Origin of the sequence: Rhodococcus sp. 05-339-2 (assembly GCF_002258965.1) — a bacterium.
Classification (GTDB): Bacteria; Actinomycetota; Actinomycetes; order Mycobacteriales; family Mycobacteriaceae; genus Rhodococcoides.
Genome location: NZ_NOYW01000014.1, coordinates 59,947 through 77,833 on the forward strand (window position 1 = coordinate 59,947; position 17,887 = coordinate 77,833).

Annotated in this window: 18 protein-coding genes; 9 read left to right on the top strand and 9 right to left on the bottom strand. The window is 63.5% G+C overall.

Features of this window, described 5'->3' with window-relative positions:
* Positions 1–4 precede the first annotated feature (4 nt).
* The 4 genes from CH273_RS11115 to CH273_RS11130 form a co-directional block, all read right to left on the bottom strand.
* Entirely contained in the window at positions 5–1,156 is a 1,152-nt protein-coding gene (locus tag CH273_RS11115; protein WP_032394861.1) for a thiolase family protein, read from the bottom strand.
* Positions 1,153–1,542, bottom strand: coding sequence for a Zn-ribbon domain-containing OB-fold protein (locus tag CH273_RS11120; protein WP_032394862.1), 390 nt, complete (start codon positions 1,540–1,542; stop codon positions 1,153–1,155). Before CH273_RS11120 ends, CH273_RS11115 begins: the two co-directional genes overlap by 4 nt.
* Before the next feature lie 48 nt (positions 1,543–1,590).
* Positions 1,591–2,379 (bottom strand): enoyl-CoA hydratase/isomerase family protein, encoded by a 789-nt coding sequence (locus tag CH273_RS11125; RefSeq protein ID WP_032394863.1) that lies wholly within the window; start codon positions 2,377–2,379, stop codon positions 1,591–1,593.
* A gap of 102 nt (positions 2,380–2,481) precedes the next feature.
* Positions 2,482–3,615 carry an acyl-CoA dehydrogenase family protein gene (locus tag CH273_RS11130; protein ID WP_032394864.1) on the bottom strand — a complete coding sequence of 378 codons (1,134 nt, stop codon included), beginning with the start codon at positions 3,613–3,615 and terminating at the stop codon, positions 2,482–2,484.
* Between the two features lie 91 nt (positions 3,616–3,706).
* On the opposite strand from CH273_RS11130, the gene CH273_RS11135 reads away from it, so the two are divergent.
* From CH273_RS11135 to CH273_RS11160, 6 genes are read left to right on the top strand one after another with little or no spacing between them, the layout of a single operon-like run.
* Complete coding sequence (locus tag CH273_RS11135; protein WP_032394865.1) at positions 3,707–4,078, top strand: nuclear transport factor 2 family protein; 372 nt, start codon at positions 3,707–3,709, stop codon at positions 4,076–4,078.
* Entirely contained in the window at positions 4,075–4,452 is a 378-nt protein-coding gene (locus CH273_RS11140; RefSeq protein WP_032394866.1) for a hypothetical protein, read from the top strand. Before CH273_RS11135 ends, CH273_RS11140 begins: the two co-directional genes overlap by 4 nt.
* Positions 4,453–4,491: 39 nt before the next feature.
* On the top strand, positions 4,492–5,703 hold the full coding sequence (locus tag CH273_RS11145; protein WP_032394867.1) for an acetyl-CoA C-acetyltransferase: 1,212 nt from the start codon (positions 4,492–4,494) through the stop codon (positions 5,701–5,703).
* Between the two features lie 36 nt (positions 5,704–5,739).
* Positions 5,740–7,932: a 3-hydroxyacyl-CoA dehydrogenase NAD-binding domain-containing protein gene (locus CH273_RS11150; RefSeq protein ID WP_032394916.1), complete on the top strand. Its 2,193-nt coding sequence runs from the start codon at positions 5,740–5,742 to the stop codon at positions 7,930–7,932.
* A gap of 40 nt (positions 7,933–7,972) precedes the next feature.
* A complete protein-coding gene (locus tag CH273_RS11155) occupies positions 7,973–8,989 on the top strand; it encodes an ABC transporter substrate-binding protein (RefSeq protein WP_032394868.1) in 1,017 nt (338 codons plus the stop codon).
* A gap of 32 nt (positions 8,990–9,021) precedes the next feature.
* The gene (locus CH273_RS11160; RefSeq protein WP_032394869.1) at positions 9,022–10,041 is read left to right on the top strand and encodes an MDR family NADP-dependent oxidoreductase; all 1,020 of its coding nucleotides are present in this window, start codon (positions 9,022–9,024) and stop codon (positions 10,039–10,041) included.
* Between the two features lie 30 nt (positions 10,042–10,071).
* Here the strand turns inward: CH273_RS11160 and CH273_RS11165 are convergent, their stop codons facing one another.
* Positions 10,072–11,436: a DUF1254 domain-containing protein gene (locus tag CH273_RS11165; protein WP_032394870.1), complete on the bottom strand. Its 1,365-nt coding sequence runs from the start codon at positions 11,434–11,436 to the stop codon at positions 10,072–10,074.
* Positions 11,437–11,601: 165 nt separating this feature from the next.
* Between CH273_RS11165 and CH273_RS11170 the strand changes: the two genes are divergently transcribed.
* Entirely contained in the window at positions 11,602–12,648 is a 1,047-nt protein-coding gene (locus tag CH273_RS11170; RefSeq protein ID WP_032394871.1) for an ABC transporter substrate-binding protein, read from the top strand.
* A 71-nt stretch (positions 12,649–12,719) separates the two neighbouring features.
* On the opposite strand, the gene CH273_RS11175 is transcribed toward CH273_RS11170, so the two are convergent.
* Entirely contained in the window at positions 12,720–13,091 is a 372-nt protein-coding gene (locus CH273_RS11175; protein WP_082322420.1) for a DUF202 domain-containing protein, read from the bottom strand.
* Positions 13,091–13,420, bottom strand: a complete 330-nt coding sequence (locus CH273_RS11180) for a YidH family protein (protein ID WP_230596704.1) — start codon at positions 13,418–13,420, stop codon at positions 13,091–13,093. Before CH273_RS11180 ends, CH273_RS11175 begins: the two co-directional genes overlap by 1 nt.
* A 158-nt stretch (positions 13,421–13,578) precedes the next feature.
* Between CH273_RS11180 and CH273_RS11185 the strand changes: the two genes are divergently transcribed.
* The gene (locus tag CH273_RS11185) at positions 13,579–14,889 is read left to right on the top strand and encodes a DUF1214 domain-containing protein (protein WP_052049386.1); all 1,311 of its coding nucleotides are present in this window, start codon (positions 13,579–13,581) and stop codon (positions 14,887–14,889) included.
* Between the two features lie 177 nt (positions 14,890–15,066).
* Complete coding sequence (locus CH273_RS11190; protein WP_032394918.1) at positions 15,067–16,239, top strand: epoxide hydrolase family protein; 1,173 nt, start codon at positions 15,067–15,069, stop codon at positions 16,237–16,239.
* Positions 16,240–16,295: 56 nt separating this feature from the next.
* Here the strand turns inward: CH273_RS11190 and CH273_RS11195 are convergent, their stop codons facing one another.
* Positions 16,296–17,147 (bottom strand): MerR family transcriptional regulator, encoded by an 852-nt coding sequence (locus CH273_RS11195; RefSeq protein ID WP_032394874.1) that lies wholly within the window; start codon positions 17,145–17,147, stop codon positions 16,296–16,298.
* Positions 17,148–17,374: 227 nt separating this feature from the next.
* Positions 17,375–17,710, bottom strand: a complete 336-nt coding sequence (locus CH273_RS11200; RefSeq protein WP_143546205.1) for a hypothetical protein — start codon at positions 17,708–17,710, stop codon at positions 17,375–17,377.
* Positions 17,711–17,887 lie beyond the last annotated feature (177 nt).

The following is a 17,887-nucleotide window of genomic DNA, read 5'->3' on the forward strand; positions in this document are numbered from 1 at the left end:
TGGATCAGACCGTCAGCACGGTGCAGGCACTGATGCCCGGCGCGCCGTACACATGGGTGAAGCCGACACGCGGAACGCCCGGCACTTGACGCTCGCCGGCTTCGCCACGGAGCTGAGTCACGATCTCGTGCACCTGGCGAAGACCGGAGGCTCCGATGGGTTCACCGTTCGCGATGCAGCCACCGTCGGTGTTGATCGGCAGGCACCCGCCGATGTCGGTTTCCCCAGCCGCGACCAGGGCTTCCTGCTCGCCGGGCTCACAGAACCCGCATTCGGCCATGTGCATGATCTCGGCACCGCTCTCGGTGTCCTGCAGCTGCGCGACGTCGACGTCGCCCGGACCGATGCCGGCCTGCTCGAAGGCCGCACGTGCTGCGTCGGCACTCACACTGGTGGGTTCGCCGTCGCCCTGAACGGAGGGGCTGAAGACCTCGAAGGACCCGAACCGGCGGGTCCGGTGGGTGATAGCGGCGATCTCGATCGGCCGACCGGCGGCTCGCGCGACGTAGTCCTCGCCTGCCACGACGATCGCGGCTGCTCCCTCACCCGGTGAGCAGAACATGTACCGCGTGAGTGGATCGTTGACCATGTCGGCTTCGGCGATCGTCGTGGCATCCATGGCCTCGCGACGCCAGGCGTTGGGGTTGAGAACGCCGTTGCGGTAGGCCTTTTCGGCGACCAGGGCCAGCGTCCGACTCGAGATGTCGTGCTGACGCATGTAGCGGGAGATCTTGGCACCGAAGAACTGGGTGGTGACCATCAGACCGGCCTCGCCGTAGCCGTCGGGTAGTCCCCACTCCGCCGGTCGTGGGTCGAACGCACCACGCGGGTGTTTGTCGAAACCGACTGCGAGCGCAACGTCCGCAGAGCCCGAGCGCACGGCGTTGACGGCCGAGAACAATGCGCTTCCGCCTGTTGCGCAACCGTTCTTGACATTGGTGAACGGGATTCCGGTGAAGCCCAGTTCGGCAACGAGAGTATCTGCGAGACCCGAGCCGTCACTGCCACCGAACGCGACCTGGACGTCCGGCCAGGTCAGACCTGCATCGTGTAACGCGTTGCCGATCGCCGTCACAGCCATCTGACGACCGGACACTCCTGGCTGACGTCCGAATTTGGACAGACCGGCACCGATGATCGAAACTTTCTGTGTCACTGCGTCATTCCTGTCGATTCCGGTTGCGTGCCGAGTGCGTCGACAGCGAATCGGGGCACCGGCGCGGTGGATGTCAGACGCACCGGTGCCCCATCCAGTTCGTCGAAGCTCTCACAGTCGATGATCGCTTCGATCTTGATGCCCTCGGGCAGTTCCACGTAGCCCACTGCGAAGGGAACGAACCCGCCGACCGGTGGCACGTAGGGAGGAGACTTGGGCGCAAATCGCTGAATCGTGAAGGCCCACAGTGTGCCTCGCGTACTCAACGTGATATTCTCCGCAGTGGGCGTGGCGCACCTGCTGCACATCGCACTCGCAGGGAAAGCCACGGTACTGCACACAGTGCACCTGCTGCCCTCGAGTGCGACGGCCGTTGCCTGCTCCATTGATGCTGCCTTTCGGGCTGTTCGGTCAGAACGCGGACGTGGTGCGGATCAGCGCCCGACCCACTTGGGCTCACGCTTCTCGAGGAATGCGGTGACGCCCTCCTTGCCGTCCTCGGACTGGAGCGCATTACCGACTGCGAGATGCTCCATGACCATGAGCGACTGGATGTCCGCATCCAGACCGCGGTCGATGCACATCTTGGTCAGCTTCATCATGAATGGGCTCTTGTCGACGAGCGGGGCCACGAAGTCTGCGACCAGCTGGTCCAGCTCGGCTTCCGGTGCGCAGGCATTGATCAGGTCGAAGTCGACGGCTTCCTGGCCACTGAGGAGCTTGCCGGTGAGCATCAGTTCCTTCGTCTTGCGGATGCCGATCATGCGCGGGAGGCGGTAGATGGGGCCTGCGCCGCCGAAGAGTGCACGGCGAATGTGGAAGTCGCCGATCTTGGCGGACTCCGCAGCGACGGCGAAGTCACACGAGATCATCAACTCGAACCCGCCGGCGGTGACGTAGCCCTCGAGCACCGCAACGGAGGGAGTGTTCATGGAGTACAGGCGATCGCACACCTTTGCCGACAGCACGGCGACATCCATGGCGTTGGTGGTGCCGACGAAGTCCGACAGCAACTCGTCGAGGTCGAAGCCGGAGCAGAACTGGTTCTGCACACCGCGCAGGACGAGAACCTTCAGATTGGGGTCGTTGTCCACCTCGACGATGATCTCGTCCAGACGATGCAACAGCTCCACCGTGACAGCGTTCTTCTTGTGCGGGCGGTTGAGCCAGACGCGAGCGACGTCGCCGTCCTTCTCCAACAGAATGTGGTCGGTGTCGATCATGTGACAGCCTTTCGAGAGTGCAAATTGAACTGGATTCACTTCAGTATTGATCATCGAGGCGATGGCGTCAATAGCCGATCCGCCGCGACGGCAGCAATCGGTCTACACCGCCAGAAAATCGGCGATCCGTGCCCGGTGCGCACGCGAATCCCCCTGCAGCGCTTCGTTTCCGAGAACTCGGCGGAAGTAGCTGTGCGCAGCGTGCTCCCACGTGAAGCCCACTCCCCCGTGCAATTGCACGGCCTCGTGGGCCACGTGTACCGCAGCGTCGCCACACACAGCACCCGCGACGGCAATCGCCAGACGAGCGTCATCGGGATCCTCGTCGTGCACCGCTGCGGCATATCGGGCGGCCGATCGGGCACGCTCGAGTTCGATCAACAGGTCGGCGAGGCGGTGTTTGATCGCCTGGAACGAGCCGATCGGGCGGCCGAACTGATGACGCGTCTTGACGTGATCGAGCGTCATCTGAAGCAGGGCGTCTGCGATACCGGTGTTCTCGCACGCGAGCGCCAGAGTCGCCACATCCTGTATCCGTGCGATCGCGTCGTCGGCTTTTTCAGCCGGCACCACGAGCGTCGCCGCGACACCATCGAACGAGAGGTCTGCCTGACGCCTGGTGGAGTCGACGACACGTCGATCACGCACAGCAGATGCACTTTCCGTCGGCACCGCGAAGAGTGCTGTCCCTTCGGGAGCGCGGGCGCTGACGACGACGAGATCGGCACCGCCGCCTCCGACGACGAAGCGCGCCTGTCCGCTCACGGCCCAACCGTCGCCGGTTCGCAGCGCCTCGAGGTCGTCGGACTCGACGGTCAGTGCGCTCACCGCCACGACCGTTCTGCCGTCGAGGATTTCGTCGAGCAGGTTCGAGTTGCCCGCCTCCATCATGGCGCGAACCCCTACGGCTGCATGCTGATAGACAGGTTCGACAGCCAGCGCGCGACCGCATTCCTCCAATATGATGCCCAGCTCGACCATTCCGTAACCGAGCCCCCCGGCCTCCTCCGGAACAGCAAGGGTGGTCACCGACATGTCGGTGACCAGGCGTTTCCACAGGTCGACCGAGTAGCCGGGGGCAGAGTCCGCAGCGGCGCGCACCTGTTCGATCGCGGAGTACTTTGTGAGGACTCCGCGGATGGCCTCGCGTATTTCGGCTTGTTCGCTGCCGGTCGTCAACGCCGACGGCTCCGAGCGAGGCCAGGGGGCTTGCGCGTCGCGGTGAGATGAGGTCATGTCGCTCCACTCGAGTTGAATTCAGTTCTTTCTCGAACCATAACCGCTCGAACTCTCGACAAACAGGGTTTGCCTGAACTAAGTTCAATTCATGTCACTGGAGATTGTGGAGTATTACGCCGCCCTGGACGCCGGGCACCTGGACGAGGCGGTTGCGATGCTTGCCGAGGACGTCGCCTTCTCGATGATCCTGCCGGGCGGGGCAAATCGAAAGACCGGACGGGCCGCCATGCTCGAATACCTGGTGGGTCGGCCTCCCGTCGGCCGCAAACACCGAGTCCTCCGATCGTCCGTCGACCACGACCTGCAATTCGTACACGGAGCGGTGACCGAAGGAGATCGGACCACGGGCTATTTCGTCGGGGTCATGCACGTTCGCTCGGACGGCCTCATCGACCGGTACCAGGTCTCGTTCGATGCCGAATTCGCCCTCCTCGATACCGATGAAGGAGATCGCCGATGAACTCGGACATGCACCCGACGCCGACTCTGCAGCGCTGGTTCGAGTACATGGATTCGGACGACCCGGATCGGGTCCTGACCATGATCTCGACGGACTTCCGTATGTCCGTGCAGTTTTCCAAGGGACACGGCGAGGCAGCCGAGTTCGTGGGTGACCGCGACGGTCTCGTCGCATACCTGCAGCAACGCGAGAAGAGCACCCTGGTTCATCATCTCGATCGCGGCGCATCCGTCGACGGCACCGAGATGGTGCTGGGACGGACCACCCGCGACGGAGCCTTCGAGGCGTCGTTCAACGCCTCGGCCCAACTCGACGACAACGGGCACGTCCGACGGTTGCTCATCGCCCGCACGCCGGAATTGGCGTTCGACTAGGAGCCGATCGGCTCGCGAAACAGAGAAGAAAAGAGCGAGATGCCTGAGCATGCACTGATTTTCGAGGCCATTCGTACCCCGAGAGGCAAGGGACGCAACGGATCGCTGCACGGCACCAAGCCGGTGGACCTCGTTGCGGGGTTGATCACCGAACTGCGTGCTCGATTCCCCGATATGGATCCGTCCGACATAAACGACGTCATCCTCGGCGTCGTCTCGCCGGTCGGAGAACAAGGCGCGGTCATCTCCCGCGCAGCCGCTTTGGTGGCGGGTCTCCCGGAATCGGTCCCCGGCACCCAGATCAATCGTTTCTGCGCGTCCGGGCTCGAAGCGACCAACCTGGCTGCACAGAAGATCGCTTCCGGTTGGGACGATCTGGTGATCGCAGGCGGCGTGGAGTCCATGTCCCGGGTGCCGATGGGCAGCGATGGTGGTGCCTTGTTCACCGACCCGGCCACCGCTTACGACCTCTACATCGTTCCACAGGGCATCGGTGCCGACCTGATCGCGACGGTCGAGGGCTTCTCCCGTCACGACGTCGACACCTACGCGGCGGAGTCTCAGCGACGCGCCGAGGCAGCGTGGAGTGCGGGCTACTTCAAGAAGTCCGTCGTTCCGGTCGAGGACTTCAACGGCGTCACCCTGCTCGACCACGACGAGCACCGGCGCCCGGGAACCACCACGGACAGCCTGGGCACGTTGAAGCCGGCCTTCGCCGCGCTGGGCAAGGCCGCGGGTTTCGACGACGTAGCGATGCAGAAGTACGTCGACGTCGAACGCATCGATCATGTCCACACCGGTGGCAATTCCTCGGGGATCGTCGACGGTGCCGCCCTGGTTCTCATCGGTAGCGCCGCGGCCGGAGCACGCGCAGGCCTGGTTCCCCGTGGCCGCATCGTGGCCACGGCTCAGGTCGGCAGCGAACCGACGATCATGCTCACCGGTCCGACCCCGGCCACCGTGGCAGTGTTGAAGCGAGCGGGCCTGACCGTGGACGACATCGACGTGTTCGAGCTGAACGAGGCATTCGCCTCCGTCGTGCTCAAGTGGATGAAGGACCTCGACATCCCGCACGAGAAGACCAACGTCAACGGCGGAGCAATCGCGATGGGCCACCCGCTAGGGGCCACCGGAGCGATGTTGGTGGGCACCGTACTGGACGAGCTGGAACGAACCGGTGGCCGCTACGGCCTGATCACCCTCTGCATCGGTGGCGGCATGGGCGTCGCCACCGTCATCGAACGCCTCTGAACCGCCCTTCGTCGACACATGGAAATGCGAGAGAACATGAGCGAGAACATGATCGGATGGGAACGCGGTGCCGACGGCATCGTCGTACTCACGATGGACGACGCGGGCAAGAGCGCGAACACGATGAACGATACGTACATCGCGTCGATGGCCGCCACGGTCGAGCGGCTCGAAGCCGAGAAGGACGACATCACCGGTGTCGTGATCACCTCGGCCAAGAAGTCGTTCTTCGCCGGCGGCGACCTCGACGACATGACGAAGGACCCGGGCGCTGTCAACGAGCGGGACGTTGCGCGCGCCTTGACCGAGCGGATCGACGGAATCAAGAGTGTTCTTCGACGGCTCGAAACCCTCGGCCGCCCAGTGGTGGCCGCGATCAACGGCGCGGCCCTCGGCGGCGGCTTCGAGATTGCGTTGCACACCCACCACCGCATCGCAGCGGATGTGCCGGGCAACCGAATCGGTCTGCCCGAAGCAACGCTCGGATTGTTGCCCGGTGGCGGCGGGATTGTCAGAACGGTCCGATTGATGGGACTCGATGCCGCCCTGTCGAAGGTGTTGACGAAGGGCCAGCAGCACTCGGTGGCCGATGCGAAAAAGCTCGGGCTGATCGACGACACCGCTGCCGGTGTGGACGAGCTGATTCCGGCTGCGAAGGCGTGGATCGCCGAGAACCCGTCGGCTGTGCAGCCGTGGGACGTCAGGGGTTTCGAGATACCCGGTGGCGGACCGACCGATCCTGCCGTCGCCCAGAATCTACTGGCCGCAACGGCGCTACTGCGTAAGCAGCTCAAGGGCGCACCCGCCCCGGCACCGCGGGCGATCCTCGCCGCAGCGGCGGAATGCGCGTCGGTCGACGTCGACACTGCGGATCGCATCGAAACCCGCTACTTCGTCTCGCTGATGACCGACCGAGTGGCGCAGAACATGATTCGTGCGTTCTTCTTCGACATGCAGACCATTCGGCGCGGCACGTCCCGCCCGGCCGGCCACGACACGTTCACCGCCCGTACCGTCGCGGTCATCGGGGCCGGAATGATGGGTGCCGCGATCGCATACGTGTGCGCCAAGGCCGGTATCGACGTCGTGCTGAAGGACCTCGACCGGGACGCAGCCGATCGTGGAAAACAGTACGCCGAGAAGCTGGAAGCGAAGGCTCTGGAGCGGAGCTCGACGACGGCCGAGAGGTCGGCGGCACTGCTCGACCGGATCCGGCCGACCGCGGACGCGACCGATTGCGCCGCCGTCGATCTCGTGATCGAAGCAGCATTCGAGTCGGTGGACGTCAAGAATCGGGTATTCGCGGAACTCGACGGTGTCGTTCCCGCCGAAGTTGTCCTCGGCTCCAATACCTCCCAGCTTCCCATTTCGATCCTGGGAGACGGCGTGAGCCGACCCGAGAATTTCATCGGAATCCACTTCTTCTCCCCCGCCGACAAGATGCCCCTGGTCGAAATCGTCCGTGGCCGAAAGACTTCCGACTCGACTGTGGCGAAGGTCGTCGACTTCGTGTTCCAGATCGGTAAGACCCCCATCGTCGTCAACGACAGTCGGGGCTTCTTCACCTCGCGAGTGATCGGCGCGTTCCTCGACGAAGCAATGGCCGCGGTCGGTGAAGGCGTCAACCCGGTCTTCGTCGAACAGGCAGGCGCGCAGGCCGGCTACCCCGTCCCACCGCTGCAATTGATGGACCAGGTGACCTTGTCGCTGTCGCAGAAGATCCGCAAGGAGAACGAACGCGCGCTGGCGAGCAAAGGCAGCCCGCCTCGCCGACACGGCTCGGATGCGGTGATGGACAGGATGGTCGATGAACTCCACCGCCCCGGGCGTGCCGCCGGCGGCGGCTTCTACGACTACGACGAATCGGGCACGAGAACCGGGATCTGGCCGGGCGTGCGTACGTCTTTCGACTCGGGTTCGACTCGAATTCCTTTCCGCGACATGCAGGAAAGGATGCTGTTCGCCGAGGCGATCGAGGCGATCAAGTGCCTCGACGAAGGTGTGGTGACGAGCGTGGCCGACGCGAACATCGGGTCCTTGCTGGGCATCGGCTTCCCACCGTGGACCGGGGGCGTGATCCAGTTCATCGACCAATACGACGGCGGGCTGTCCGGCTTCGTCGACCGAGCACGCGAGTTGGCATCGAAGTACGGGGCTCACTTCGAGCCGCCGCAGTCGTTGGTGAACAGAGCACTACGCGGAGAGCGCGTCCATACACTCGTGTCCTGAACGAAGAGAGAATGCTGTGAACGCACTAGTTCGATCGGTGATGTCCGTCGGGATCGCAGCGGTGACTCTCGTTGCTGTGGCATGCGGGCAGTCCCAGGATGCCGGGTCCGCACCGGTGGAGGGAAGGTGGGACGACGTCGTGGCCGCGGCCAACGGCGAAGGGAGCGTGCACCTGTACTCCAGTCAGCATCCTGAGAACCTCGCGACACTCGAGACCGCTTTCGAGTCGAAGTATCCCGACATCGATCTAGAGTTCACGCGCGGCAGCGACGTCGAACTCAACCCGCGCGTGGAGACCGAAGCCCGCACCGGCCGTGGAACAGCCGACGTGCACATGTCGACCGATTCCGCATGGATCACGAATGCGTCCGAATCGGGTACCTACTCGACGCCGGTGGTCGGGCCGGACTTCGACGACCCGGCGTACGCTCGGTCGACGAGCATGCTGAACGACACGTTCTTCCTTACGAGCGCAGCGATATTCGCACTCGGGTGGAACACCGATGCCGTTCCTGCCGGGCTGTCGTCCCCGCAGGATCTGTTGGATCCGAAGTTGAAAGGCAGGCTGGGCGTCGTGAATCCTGCGGGGTTCGCCGCCGTCGTCGACGAGTATCGCTTCTTCGACGAGAACTGGACCGGTGGCGGATTCCTGGACAAGCTCGCCGCGCAGGAACCTCGGGTGTACCCGGGTGCGCTTGCCGTGGCACAGGCATTGAGCTCCGGCGAGATCGCTGCATCGCCGATGGTTCCCCCACTGGTCCGGGAAAAGGATGCCGGCGCACCCGTCGAGTGGACACTTCCCGATCCGGCGTGGGGTGCGCCGTACTACTCCCACGTGCTGTCCTCGGCTCCGCATCCCAACGCCGCGCAGGTGCTGGCCGACTTCATGGTGTCGACCGAGGGGCAACGCGCCCTGTCGAAGGGGTACGGCAGCGCGCTGCCCGATGTCGAGAACTCCGTGGGGTCGGCTCAGGGCATTTCGCTGCCCGATTCGGATTCGCTGACGCCCGAGAAGGTCTCGCAGTTCCAGCAGGAGTGGGAAAGCAAGTTCAACTGAAATCTCGCACTCGAAGGAAGCCCAGCGCGACCATGAACAGCCGAACCGTCTGCCTCACCTCATATCCGAGCGGAAGACTCAGGACCGAACATCTGGAGCTGACGGACATCCCGCTCGCCCCACTGCTCGATGGCGACGTACTGGTACGAAATACGTGGCTCTCGATCGACCCGTCGATTCGACTACGCCTCGGTGATGCGGCACCGTCCGGGTACCTACCACCGCTCCGTATCGGAGATGCGTTGGTGGGGTTGGCTCTCGGCATCGTCGTCGAGTCACGGTACGAGAACTTTCGGCCAGGAGATCTGGTGTCGCACATGTACGGCTACCGCGACTTCGCCGTGGTCTCCGCCGCGGCCGGCGGATTGGGCGGCGCGGGCACCCTCACCAGAATCGACGCCCACGACTGGCCACAGCGGTGGTTTCTCGGTCCGCTGGGAAGTTCCGGCCTCACGGCCTACGTCGGTCTCTTCGAGGTCATGGACATTCGACCGTCCGATACCGTCTGGATCTCGGCTGCCGCAGGAGCAGTCGGCAGTATCGCTACCCAACTCGCAACCCACCACGGATGCACGGTGATTGCGTCCGCAGGCAGCCGGCGCAAGGCCGATCACCTGGTCGATGCCCTCGGAGCCTCCCGATCGTTCGACTACCACGACGGCGACGTCGACACCCTGCTCGCACTGGCAGCCCCGGACGGGATCGACGCATACTTCGACAACGTCGGCGGCTCTCACTTCACCGCCGCCCTTGACGCACTTCGGCCCGAAGGACGAGTGGCGATGTGCGGAGCAATTTCCACCTACGAAACATCGAACACGCTGCCGTCGAACCTGTTTCAGATCACGGCCAAGAGCCTGTCGGTACGAGGATTTCGAGCCGGCTCGTTCGGCCATCTCTACGACACGATGCGATCCACCGTCGGAAGCCGACTCGTCGACGGAACCATGATTTACGAGGAGTCCGTCTACGACGGCCTCGAGCAGTCTTCCGCCGCACTGGTCGACCTACTCAACGGACGAACGAGCGGAAAGACGCTGTGCAGGTTGTAAACCCCGGTTACGTACCGCTGACGCATCGGTTCAGAGCGGTCCTGCGTTCGACCGCACGACGCGCGGCGGCGTCCATTGCCCGTTCAGGGCATCCTCGGTCGGTTGATAGATCCTCAGGACCAAGAAGAACGGATGCTGGGGTGCCGGAAGCCAGTCGTGGTCGGGACTGTCGGTCGTGGGGGGTGATGCGCTCACGGTTATCGTCGACGGTCCCGTTGCTCCGTCGGCTCCGTTGACCGCCGATCCCACCGAGTGCTTCCTCCCGGGCGCGTCGTACAACCAGCCGGTTTCTGCGTCGTACAAGGTGATACTCCAAAATGCCTGCGCTGGTGGGGTGGTGACGAACTCGATCGCGTACTGCTCGCCGGCTTCGCCCGACAGACGTTGTCCATCTTCGTCGACATAGGTGTTGTACGAGCAGTTCTCCTCGACGACGTTCGCGCCGAGACCGACGAAGTTCATGACCGCACGTGCAAAAAAATTGTGCCCGTGGGCACCCTTGCCGAGCACCCGAGTCCAACCGGATTCGGTGCGACGCCCCAGCAGTGATCGAGACCGGGACAACATCGTCATCGCGGCCTCGAAGCCCTGTTCCATGCCTTTCCGTGTGGCCTCATCGAGGTCGTTCACAGAAAAAGTGCCAGTACCCACACCGAGCTGTCGAAATTGGTGCACGTGGGCTACATCGGTGAACGGTACTCCGTTCACCGCCAGCGACGCATCGAGGGCCGTGAAGAACGCTGCCGACGAGACTTCGACCGCACGAGGTTCGACCACCGGCCACGCCCGCACCGACGCGATCGGTGCATCGATCGTGACCGCGTCCTGCAGCCTGTGCACGGCCGGCAGGTCCGTGTCTCCGAACGCCTGTATCCGCATCAACAGCCACATGATCGGTGTGGCGACTCTGAACACCTCGATACCTTCAGGAACCGAACCGGTCCAGTCCGAACACGCCAGGAACAACGCGCGCGGCTGTTCGGGGTGCGTACGACGACTGACATTGCTGGCGTTGCTGTAGGCGTCCAGGAAATTCAGCGTGTAGTACCGACTACCGAAATCGGGAAGAACGACGACGATCGGCCCATCCGATAGGTCGAGCCAGGCATTGGAATACAGCGTGTCGACATTGGGGACCCGGAAGGCCTGGAACTCCGCACCGGCAATCATCCGTTTGTGGACCAGCGAATTGGTCGCCCAACGTTCGCCGTCTGCAGCCGGGGCACACGCGTCACACATGCCGGCGTACTGGTACACCGATGGCAGGCCGTAGACCACAGCGTGCATCGCCAGTGATTGTGCCCAGTGCTGCCGGTCCTGTGCGTCCGACGGGTGTACATCCGCCGCATCGGTCGAAGCGATCTGATCGGCCGAACTCGGGTCGTACGTTCGCATCGGTGAAAAGTCCCTTCTCGCAGACGCTGTCGTTGATTCGAACGTCCGTCGCGTTCCTTGTTTGCGGCCTCGCGGCGCGTCGAAGCCGTGAACGACCACTGAAAAGTGATTGACATCACGCAGCATAGCTGCTGAACTGAGGTCAGTTCAAACAGGAGGGCTCAAATGCGATATCCGGTCCGGACAAAACACGTCATCATCGCGATGCTCGTCGCCACATCGACCGTTGCGCTCAGCGCATGCGGATCGTCGGGCGGGGACACTGCATCGGTGGAAGGAAACTGGGAAGACGTAGTGTCGGCAGCCGAAGAGGAAGGCTCGGTGACGCTTTATTCGAGCCAGAACACCACCATCCTCGACAGCGTGAAAGCCGCGTGGAATGCGAAGTATCCCAACATTGCTCTCGAATACGTGCGGGGTACCGACGCGGATCTCAACCCACGCGTAGAGGTCGAGAACAAGACCAAGAAGGGGATTGCCGACGTCCATGTCGTGACCGATACCGCGTGGATCGCCTCCGCTTCGGAGTCGGGAAGTTACTCCCAAGAATTACGCGGCCCGAGTTTCGACAACCCCGATTACGACCGGGACTCCAGCATCAAGAACAACCGCCTGTTCCTGAACGTCGCTGCCACCTTCGGAATGGGCTGGAACACCGATGCGGCCCCGAACGGCCTTACCGATCCTCGTGATGTTCTCGATCCCGAATACAAAGGGCGCGTGGGCGTTGTCAGCCCTGTGGGCATTGCCTCCTACGTCGACCTCTACAGCTTCTACCGCCAGAATTTCGGCGACGATTTCCAGGAACGTCTCGCCGCACAAGAACCGAGAATCTATCCGAGCGCCCTCGGAATTGCCCAGGCTTTGACGTCCGGTGAGGTAGTCGTGGCACCGATGGTGCAACCATTGGTTCAAGAGGTAGCGACCGGTGCGCCGGTGAATTGGGCTCTACCGACCCCATCGTGGGGCACCCCTTTCTACGGGCACGTCACCTCGGTCGCGCCACATCCGAATGCAGCGCAGGTCCTGGCCGACTTCCTGGTCAGCACGGAGGGACAGACCGCGCAGGCCATCGGAGTGGCGACGGCACTGCCCGGCATCGCCGGGGCGACGGCTGACGCACACGACGTCCACGCTCCCGACCCCGAACAATTGACCAAGCAGTATGTCGACCAACAGTCTGCGGAGTGGGAACAGCAGTTCGTGAGCTAGCGCCCTGCAGCGGAGCAGAACCGAGCGCAGGCCGTGACGGGATCCGAACCGTCACGGCCTGCGCTTTTCCATCACGACGATGAGGCGGACCAGATGACGAAGCTCAGTGCGAACATCCCGAGAGTCGGAATCAACACCGCGATGGCGTGGGCACGCCAGGGAAACACCACCCTGGTGTCCTCCGCAGTACGTCCGGCCCTCACCCGCGCAATCCAACCCGAGGCCAGCAATGCCGCCGCACCGAATCCGACGAGGACAGCCAGCGCTATCAACGCAGGCTGGCGGGTGTGCGCGCTCAGCCGAATGCCGATCACTGCACAGACGGCCACGGCCGATTCCGTACGGACCCAGGCCAACTGGGTTCTCTCTACTTGGAGCCCTCCGTCTCCCAGATCCCCGCCCGGCCGTGAAGTTGGGGGCTCGCCCCGACGTCGACAGGTCATCACAGGACGGACCACAGCACCAGAACCCCGACCGCCGCGAGGACGAAAGCCAACGGCAGGGCAATACGAGGAGAAGGAAGGGCCTCGGATTTCCGCATACTCTTCTCGGTGCGCGCCCAGCCCCACCATGCGTGCAACGGAACTCCGATCGACGACGCGATCAGCATCACCGAGGCCACCACACTCGGTACGGACCCGCCACCGATATCGAACACCTGCAGAGCCACCCCCGCTGCCATCAATGCCAGGGACGTTCGAATCCACGCCAGGTAGGTTCTCTCGTTCGCGAGACTGAAGCGCGGATCGGGCTCGGCTCCAACGGAATACACCGAACGGGGAAACCTTCCAGGCCTGTCGTTTGTCACATCGACCTCTCGAACTCCACTGCAATCGCAGCATCGCCGTGTCCGGACGTTCGCGTATCACGTCCGACGAACCGCATTCCAGGATACAGTCAACGTGAATTCAATTCATGTTAAGGGGTGCTATGACGAACCACGCCGACCCAGAACGTGTCGACCTACGCGACGATTCACGTGCACTCCAGATCTGGGGATTCCCGGTGATCTTTGCCCAACGCCTCCGGCTCCGGTTCACCGATCCGGCGAATCCGCACGCGGAGCGACCTCCTGCGTCGGCCGGCGCGCCTCTGAACATCCTGGGACACCAACGAGAATTGTCTAATCCCACGCTGACCGCGGGTGTCGCCCCGAATGTCGACACGCTGTACTCGTTGGCCTTCGTCGACCTGGACTCCGGCACCTTCGAGCTGCGGCTACCGGACTTCGGAAGCCGTTACTACAGCGTGCAGATCGGTGAAGCAGACTCGACCACGAATACGGTTGTCGGCCAGAGGACTCACGGGTCTCGCATCCCTCCGATCACCCTGTTCCGGCAGACACTCGCGCCGGCCGAGGTTGTGGACGGATGGATCGCGTGTCGGTCGAGATTCGTGATGATTGCCATCCGTATTCTCGTCGATCCATCCCGGGTCGGAGACATGAACACGGTCAACGGCTTACAGAGCCACATCATTCTGTCCGGCCCGCCTACACCCCCGACTGCGCGTGCCGATCTCGCCCTGAGCACCGTCGACCGTTCCGACGAACTGCGGAGGCCCGTCGAATTTCTCGCTGCCCTCGATCACGCCACGGTCAACCTCGCCGATTCGGACGTACCGAGCTGGGTCAGGCGCACGCACCGCCGTCTCGTCGATGCACTCGAGAACACCGTCGAGCGTCGTACCGCCGAGCGCGACATCGCGGACGGACTACGGACGGGTCTCGAAGACATTGCTGCGCAGGTGAAATCGATCGGCCGTCTCGTCAACGGCTGGGCTGTGAACGACGCAGGTGCAGACTTCGGAGCAGATCAGCTTCTACGAGCCGCCGTTGCCTACTCCCAGATCTACATCAACCCGGCAGTCGAGGCGTCCTACCCCGTGTGCGAACAAGACGAGGAAGGCCGTCAGCTCAACGGCTCGAACAACTACGCAATCACCTTTCGGGTCGGCCATTTTCCGCCTGCAGACTATTTCTGGTCGATGACCGTCTACCACGCGCAGGGACTTCTTTACGCGAACGAACTCGACAGGTACGCCATCACTGACCGTACACAGGACTTGAAACACGACAAGGACGGGTCCCTCACCGTCCTGGTTCGAACCAGCTGCCCGACGATCGGAACCGCGACCAACTGGCTGCCGTGCCCACCCGGCGACTTCCGGCTGATGCTCAGGCTGTACGGACCGACACCGAATTCCCGCTGGTGTCCCCCGCCCGTGGTACGACTGATGTGATCGACCCGTACCTCGAACGCAACCCTGGCGATGCGCTCTTCGGATCGGGTCATTCTGCGGCCCTTGTTGCCGACCGACACCCAGCCGCGGACCTGGTTTCCCCATCGTCATCGACATCCCGGTGAGGACACCGGCGCAATCATGTCCGTCGGTGGATCCACGCGTAAACTCCGTTTCATGTCGTGTCCTGCACCTCGTCCCGAACCATTTGTTTCGTCGACTTCTACTGCGGCGCTTGAGGACTTGAGAACGCGACTTCGCGCAACACGGTGGCCGGACGATCTCGCCGATGCCGGGTGGTCGCTCGGTGTCGACGTCGGCTACCTGCGTGAACTCGTCGAGTACTGGGCCGACGAATTCGACTGGACGGCACAGCAGTCGGCCCTGTCGAGACATCCCCGATTCCGGGTCGACGTCGGTGATCTGGGCATTCACTTCGTGCACGCACGGGCAGTGTCACCCGTGGGTCCGGTTCTTCCTCTGGTCCTCAGCCATGGGTGGCCGGACTCGTTCTGGCGCTACTCGAAAGTTGTATCGCTGCTGACCGATCCGGGTGCGCACGGCGCTGACCCCACCGATGCGTTCGATATCATCGTGCCCGACATGCCGGGCTACGGATATTCGGATCCGCCGACAGGACCCCCTTTGAATTCGATTGTAGTGGCTGGACTTTGGGCCGAGCTGATGCACATTCTCGGGTATTCCCGTTTCGGGGCCGCCGGAGGTGACATCGGCAGCGGCGTCAGTCGCTACCTGGCTTTGGACCACCCTGATTCCGTGGTGGCCGTCCACCGAATGGATGCTGGACTGCCCGTCTTCACCGGCGACCCCGCAGATCTCTCACAGCAAGAGCGGGAGTTTCTCGACAAGGCCGCCGCGTGGGGTACTGCGGAGGGCGCTTACGCTGCGATGCACCGCACGAAACCGCAGACCGCGGCCGTCGGGTTGACCGATTCGCCGGCCGGACTGGCCGCATGGATTGTCGAGAAACTCCGAGGGTGGACCGACTACGACGGGGACATTGAACGCAGCTTCAGCAAGGACGAGATCCTCACGAATGTCACCCTCTACTGGCTCACCGAATCCATCGGGTCGTCGATGCGAATGTACAACGCAAACGGTTCCATTCCGTTGGAGCAGCACGCCCGTCGGGTCGAGGTGCCGTCAGGGTTCTCACTCTTCGCAGGTGACCTGATCCGTCCGCCGCGCTCGTGGCTCGACCGCGTCGCGAACGTCGTTCATGTGTCCGAGCTTCCGCGAGGTGGGCACTTCGCGCCGTTCGTGGAACCCGATCTGTACGCGCAGGAACTGCGCGACTTCTTCCGGCCGTATCGTGCGGCCCTCACGTAGAGCGATCGCAATACACCGGCATTTCTCTGCGTCTCAGCACCCCATTTCGCGAAGCACTACCGAGGCTCGTCGAGTTCCAGGGCCAGTTCCATACACAGCAGGCGTGCGGGGGAGAAGTCGTAGGGCAACATTCGGACGGCCTCGGTAAGGCTCGTCGACCCGCATGCCGTACCGGTGTCGGCGGTAGCGGGGTGCAACTCGTCCCAGGCATCGAACCGGGCGTCGTCGGCCTGCGCCAGACCGGAGCTCTCGATGACCGCGTGGAGGGCGGTCTCGAATGCGTGCCGTTCGGCCGCCACCTCCGCAACGCGAGGGTCGTCGACGGCAACCGTGTCGTCGAGCGCCTCCTCCGCGGCGGCTACCCGGTCGGAACACGCCCGCAGGTCCGGGTGGGTGGCCAGGGCGATGAAACGCGACGCCTGGACGGACGCACCGAGCGCGCCGAAGATCCGCTCGGTCACGAGAAGGGTGTCGAGGTCGTCCTGCCGCAGGGCTCCCTCGGGCAGTTCTGCGAGGCGGTCGCTCACGACGTCGGAGAGCAGGCCCAACCTGCTCCCCTGCGCCCGCATACGCTGCACGGCGATCCGCTGCTGCTCGAGTTCGGCCTGCCGGGCGACAAGGGATCCCTCCAGCCGGTCCAGAATGCGCGCGACGTCGCTGTCGGCGGTACCGGACGCGAAGGCGTCGCGGATGTCGTCGAGGGCAATGCCGGCGTCGGCCAGCCGGCGGATCCACAGCAGCTGGATAATCTCGTCGTAGCCGTAGCGGCGGCGGTCGTCATTACCCCGCTCGGGCTCCGGGAGCAGACCGATCTGGTGGTAATGACGGATCGCTCGCGGCGTGGTGCCGACGAACGCGGCAGCTCCCCCGATCGTGACTCGGCGCGGTGGGGTGAATGACGAGAACATGGGCTGGCCTTCCTCGGTGGGCGGGATACGTCCACTGGACCACATGACGCTACGGAAGGAGCAACTCCTCTACTGACACAACGTCTCATCGGGCAACAGGTTCGAAAGACATTCGAAGGAACGCACCCCCGGGTGACGAACCTGACCGTCGCATCTCGAGCAATGCTGCACATTTCATTCGGTCTGGTCACCTCCCCGCGCAGGCCGTGACTCGTGCGCTCGACCTACTACCCTCGATTCGAACTCTCCGCGATATGTGGGCGAGCCAGCGCGATGCGGTTGCGGCCGTTGCGATTTGCTGCGAAGAAAGCAGCGTCGGCTGCGGCCGGTGTCCCGTCGTACATCTCCCGGGAAGTGTTGCGGTCGATATGCGGCAACGAACCGCCGATGCTCATCAACTCGACGAACGCCTGCGCGACGCGATCGGTACTCCACCCCTCGCCCGACGGCGATGTGCAGAAGTCGAATCCGGGGACGGATGGCACGATCACGTCGAAGGCTCGGAGGTCGGCGTCGTCCTGATCGGTGAGTAGTGGAACGAGGTCGAGGACTTCGAGGTACAACCCCGGCCAACCGTGACACAGCAGCACGGGAGTGGAGTCCGCGCGCGACGACCGCCCGTGCCCCTCGACCGCAGGACGGAGATCGGGACTCCGGTGGTCCGATCATCGGCACCGAGGGGTTCGGGTAGACGCACATCGCGAATACGACGGGCCAAGTCGTCGAGGACGGATTGCGGG